Origin of the sequence: Sphingomonas sp. 66-10, assembly GCF_001897045.1 — a bacterium.
GTDB lineage: Bacteria > Pseudomonadota > Alphaproteobacteria > Sphingomonadales > Sphingomonadaceae > Sphingomonas > Sphingomonas lycopersici.
Genome location: NZ_MKRR01000138.1, coordinates 134,584 through 139,787, shown reverse-complemented (window position 1 = coordinate 139,787; position 5,204 = coordinate 134,584). Strand labels below are relative to the sequence as shown.

The 5,204-nt window shown below is 70.3% G+C and carries 6 protein-coding genes; 3 read left to right on the top strand and 3 right to left on the bottom strand.

Annotated elements, in window-relative coordinates:
- Window positions 1-378, top strand: a 378-nt coding sequence (locus tag BGN95_RS20015) for a glycosyltransferase (RefSeq protein WP_286773792.1), incomplete at its 5' end; no start/stop codon positions are given.
- Here the strand turns inward: BGN95_RS20015 and BGN95_RS20010 are convergent.
- Window positions 357-1,094 (bottom strand): DUF2334 domain-containing protein, encoded by a 738-nt coding sequence (locus BGN95_RS20010; RefSeq protein WP_286773791.1) that lies wholly within the window; start codon window positions 1,092-1,094, stop codon window positions 357-359. The genes BGN95_RS20015 and BGN95_RS20010 overlap by 22 nt on opposite strands.
- 2 nt (window positions 1,095-1,096) lie before the next feature.
- Window positions 1,097-2,551 (bottom strand): hypothetical protein, encoded by a 1,455-nt coding sequence (locus tag BGN95_RS20005; protein WP_286773790.1) that lies wholly within the window; start codon window positions 2,549-2,551, stop codon window positions 1,097-1,099.
- 87 nt (window positions 2,552-2,638) lie between these two features.
- On the opposite strand from BGN95_RS20005, the gene BGN95_RS20000 reads away from it, so the two are divergent.
- Window positions 2,639-4,264: an alkaline phosphatase D family protein gene (locus BGN95_RS20000; RefSeq protein WP_179513146.1), complete on the top strand. Its 1,626-nt coding sequence runs from the start codon at window positions 2,639-2,641 to the stop codon at window positions 4,262-4,264.
- A complete protein-coding gene (locus BGN95_RS19995; protein WP_286773789.1) occupies window positions 4,261-4,899 on the top strand; it encodes a GNAT family N-acetyltransferase in 639 nt (212 codons plus the stop codon). Before BGN95_RS20000 ends, BGN95_RS19995 begins: the two co-directional genes overlap by 4 nt.
- Here the strand turns inward: BGN95_RS19995 and BGN95_RS19990 are convergent.
- A partial coding sequence (locus BGN95_RS19990) for an LOG family protein (protein WP_286773788.1) occupies window positions 4,896-5,204 on the bottom strand: 309 nt, incomplete at its 5' end. The genes BGN95_RS19995 and BGN95_RS19990 overlap by 4 nt on opposite strands.

The window sequence follows — 5,204 nt, the reverse complement described above, 5'->3', positions numbered from 1 at the left end:
CCGGTCTACGATCGCGAGCGGCTCGCCAGCATCATGGCCAGCGCCGATGCGTGCATCCACGGCTGCGAGATCGAGACCTTCGGGCTGGTCGTGTCGGAGGCGCTCGCCTCGGGCGCGCCGCTGATCGTTCCCGACGAGGGCGGCGCGGCGGCGGTGGCGCGCCCCGAATATGCCGAAACCTATCCCGCGGGCGATACCAAGGCGTGCGCCGCGGCGATCCTGCGGCTCGCCGCGCGCGACCGGCGGCTATTGCGCCGCGCGGCGGCGGTGGCGGCGGAGCAGGTGATCGACGATCGCCAGCACGCCCAGGCCCTGGTCGATTATTATGCCGAGCAGATCGAGCGCCGCAGCGCGGTTCAGCGCGCCAGATCGGCGTAACGCGACGGCACCCGCTCGCCGCGCGTGAAGGCGCGGAAGGTGCGGTCGATGCTCTCCAGCAGCCGCGGGACATGCGCGTCGCCGGGATGCACCGCGACCCGCACCACCTTCGCCGGCTGGAGCAGGCGGCGCAGCACCGCCGATGCGGCGAGCGAGCTGAGCTGGCGTCCGTTGGTGCGGCTCGCCCAGGTGATCACCGGGCCGCGCGTCAGCACGCGATCCCCCGCGTTCGGCGCCCACACCCGGCCGTGATTCTCGGCGAGCGCGAACCCCGCCTCGCCCAGCGCCTGCATCGCGCCGTCCGAATAGAGCCACGCCGGCGCGACGAACCCCGCCGCGGGGCGGCCGATGATATCCTCCACCAGCGCCTTGCCGCGCGTCATGCGATCGAGCGCCACGGCATGATCGAGCCCGAGGAACTCGCCCTCGCTCGCGGTCATATGCCTGGCCTTGAGCGCGGCGATCCCGTGATGCTCGGTGGTGTCGCGGTGGAACCAGCCGTGGACGAACATCTCGATCCCGGCATCGGCCCAGCCGCGCAGCCGCGTCGCGAATGGGGTGCCGGGGGTCAGCGGCGCCTCGCCCCAATGATCGGGGACGACCAGCATCGCCAGCCGCGGGCCGCCGAGATGGCCTGAAAGCCGGTCGAGCAAGGTCTCCACCTCGCGTTCGAACCGCGGGCCGACGTCGTGGATCGAGGCAAGCAATCGCTTCATCATCAGCGTCCTTCTGGGAAATGCCCCGGCGGGGCATTTCGGACGGTCTTAAGCTCATAAACCGAAATCACTTCTTTCCCCAGCGGCATGGCATGAGCGAGGCGATAGTCGCGCGCCATTGCGGCGGAAACGATCGCGCGGATCTCGGGGCGCTCGCCGATCGACGGCGGGCGCATCACCACCGTCGTCGGGCGCAGCGAGAGGATGCGCCGCACCTCACTGGCCTGGTCGACCCCGACCGCCCCCGCCTCGCGCGTTCGATAGAGATGGCTCGGGAACATATAGCGGCTCAGCCGGCAGCGATCGATGATCGCATAGAGCTTGGTATCGCCCGAATAGACCCACAGGCAGCCCGGCCCCGGACCGACCGCCTTCGCCAGCGCGGCGAATTGCGCCGGCCCACCGTGCGCGATGCGCCCCGCGACCGTCATCCCGGTGCCGATCAGCGCGACGACGCCGAGGATCGCCAGCGCGGCGCGGCGGCGCGCGCCGAGGAAGCCCGCCGCGCAGATCGCCCCCGGCACCATCGCCGGCAGCGCATAATGTTCGTACCAGCCGCCGATCAGCAAAATGCCCGCCAGCGCGACCGCCAGCCAGCACGCCGCAAAGCGCCGCAATACCGCGTCGCCGCCCGCGGCCCGGCCGCGCGAGGCGACCCCCATCGCGACGAGCGGCGCGAGATACAGCACGAGCTGGGCGAGATTGCCCCAGCGTTCGAGCGGCGGATCGTCATGCCGTTCGAGGATCGACCGGACATTGGCGTAGAGGAATGCATCGATCGCCCCGATCGCGCCATAATAAGCCGCGATCGCCGCGGTCGGCGCGAAGGCGAGCGCGGCGAGACCGGCGGCGCGCGCTGCGACCCGCGCCGCGCCCTCCCCCGCGCGCCAGTCGCGCGCGACGATCCACAGGCCGAAGAACGCGCCCTCGAACACCCCCGAGGTCTTGATCGTCAGCGCCACGCCGACCAGCAGCATCGCCGCCGCATCGCGCCGCCACCGCCGCGCGGCGTTGGTGGCGATCAGCAGCGCGGCGGCGGCCATCGGGAGATTGTAGAATATCGGCGATTGCCCGCCCGCGCCCTGCGCGATGTCGATCCACAGGATATAGGCGACCCCGGCGAGCGTCGCCCCCGCCGCCCAGCCCGCGCGCGCGGCGAAGCGCGCGACGATCGCCGCGGTCGCCACCACCGCCGCCAGCGCCATCGCCTGATAGGCCCAGATCCCCCACCAGAAGGGCAGCGCCGCGGGGGGCATATAGAGCAGGAACAGCCCGGCCGGCTTCCTGTCCCACACGTCGAGATAGGGGATCGCGCCGCGCCACATCGCGTGCGCGGCGGCGAAATAGAAATCCTCGTCGACATGGACGATCGGGTCGCCGAACGTCGCCGCGCGCGCCGCGATCGCGACGATCAGGAACAGCAGCACGCGGTGGCGATCGAGCAGGGCGCGGGTCATTGCCTGCGCGCCTATCCGAGACGCCACGTATCTGTCACGATCCGACGCGAAGATGGCGTTCGTCACGCCATGCAAGGGGGGATCAAGATGATCGACATTTCGCGCCGTTCACTGCTCGCAACCGGGACGCTGGGGCTCGGCGCGTTCGCGCTTCCCGGGTTCGCCGGCGCGCAGAATGTGCTGGCGGCGCGGGGCTTTACCCATTCGGTTGCGTCGGGCGAGCCGGGGCCGGACGAAATCCTGCTGTGGACCCGTTACGTGCCGACACGCGGCGACACCGCCGAATTGCGCGTCGAGCTCGCCGAAAGCGGCGATTTCGCGCGAATCGCCGCCGGCGGCGCGCAGATCACCGGCCCGTGGCGCGACTGGACCGCGAAGATCACGGTCACCGGATTGAAGCCGGGGCGGACCTATCACTATCGCTTCGTCGCCCCCGACGGCAGCTTCTCCCCGGTCGGGACCACCCGGACCTTGCCCGACGATGCCGCGACGCAATTTCGCGCGGCGATCTTCTCCTGCTCGAACCTCGGCTTCGGCTGGTTCAACGCTTACGGCCATGCCGCGGCGCGCGACGATCTCGACCTGTGGGTCCATCTCGGCGACTATTTCTACGAATATGGCGCGGCTTATTATCCCTCGTCCGCCGAGGCGGTGGTAGGCCGCGTGCCGCAGCCGGCGGGGGAGATCATCCATCTCGCCGATTATCGGCTGCGCTACGCCAGCTATCGCGCCGACCCCGATCTGCAGGCGCTCCACGCGCGGCTGCCGATGATCGCGCAATGGGACGATCACGAAAGCGCCAACGACAGCTGGGAAGGCGGCGCGGAAAACCACGATCCGGCGAAAGAGGGCGAGTGGAACGACCGCCGCGCCGCCGCGATCCAGGCCTATCGCGAATGGATGCCGGTCTCCGACGAGCCGTGGAAGGCCTATGACATCGGCATGCTCGCCACGCTCTACCGCACCGAATCGCGGCTGCTCGCGCGCACCCGCCAGCGCGAGATGGAGGAATTCATCAAGGCGCCGGATGTCGCTGCCGCGCTGACCGCGTTCCGCGATCGCGACTGGCAGGACCCGGCCGTCACGATGCTCGGCAGCCAGCAGGAGGCGTGGCTGGCGCATGGCTTGCGCGCCTCGGTCAGGGCGGGGAAGCGCTGGCAGGTGGTCGGCTTCGGCACGGTGATGGGCGAGCTGCGCAGCCCGTCCGAATCCACCGGCTGGCTGAAGCCCGGCAACAGCGGCGCGGCGGCCTATGTCAAAGCGGGGATCGCCGCCGCCAAGCTCGGCATGCCGTCCAATTTCGACAGCTGGGGCGGCTATCCCGCGGCGCGGCGGCGCTTCCTCGACAGCGCGCGCGCCGCGGCGGCGAACCTCATTCTGATCTCGGGCGACAGCCACAATGCCTGGGCGTTCGATCTGGCGCAGGACGGCGCGGGCGTCGGGGTCGAGTTCGCCGGACATGCGGTGACCTCGCCGGGTTACGAGACCGCCTTCGCCGCCGCCCCGGCGACGGTGGCGCGCGGGCTGGTCGCGGCGAATAGCGAGCTCAAATGGTGCGACACCAGCCGGCGCGGCTATATGGCGCTGACGATCACCCCCGATCGCGCGACCAACGAGTGGCTGTTCGTCGACTCGATCCGCACCCGCAGCCCCAGGGCAAACATCGGTCACTTCGCCACCGTGCAGCGCGGCCGCGCGCGGATGGAGGAGTGACCGATCCTGCCGCGCTCGATCCTGCGCTGTTCGCCTGGCTGGCGGCGCGCTCGATCGCGCGCGGCGTGCCGCTGCCGGTCGCCAGCCACGGCGGCTATCGCGTCGACACCCGCTCCGACACCGAAACCGCGCGCTGGGTGTTCGCACACGCCGGACCCGGGCTCGAATCGCTCGCCCGCGCGATCCACGCCCCGCGACATTTCCTCAAATTATGCGCGACGCCCGAGGTGCTCCACGCCGCTTTGCCCCCCGGCTGGCAGATCCACCCGCCGGGCTATTTCATGATCGCGAACGCTGCGCCGCCCAACCAGACGCCGGCGCCGGGTTATGAGATCGCGGTCGAGCGGCGGGGCGCAGTGACCCAGGTGCGGATCACCGCCGCGGACGGCACGCCGGCGGCGAGGGGCTATGCCGCGGAGACCGCCGAAGCCTTTATCTACGATCGCATCGAGACCGCACCGGCGCATCGCCGCCGCGGGCTCGGTGGCGCGGTCATGGCGGCGCTGCATCGTGCGAAACGGCGCCAGGAAACCCCCGAACTGCTCGTCGCGACCGAGGAGGGCCGGGCGCTCTACACCACGCTCGGCTGGCGCGTGCTGTCGCCTTATTCCACCGCCTCGATCCCCGCGACTTAGAGGTCCGCCGCCTTCATCCGCACGATCGGCTGGGTCGGGACATGCGCCGCCATCCGGTCGATCAGCACGTCGAGCGTTTCGGCAACGATCAGCAGGTCGCGATGCTGCGGGCGCAGGAAACCGACCGTCGCCATCTTCTCCCAGAAAGCGACGAGATCGTCATAATAGCCCTGGGTATTGAGCAGCCCGACGGGATCGCTGTGATAGCCGAGCTGCGCCCAGGACAACGCCTCCCACAATTCGTCCATCGTCCCCGTACCGCCGGGGATCGTCACGAAGCCGTCGGCAAGGTCGGTGAACGCCTT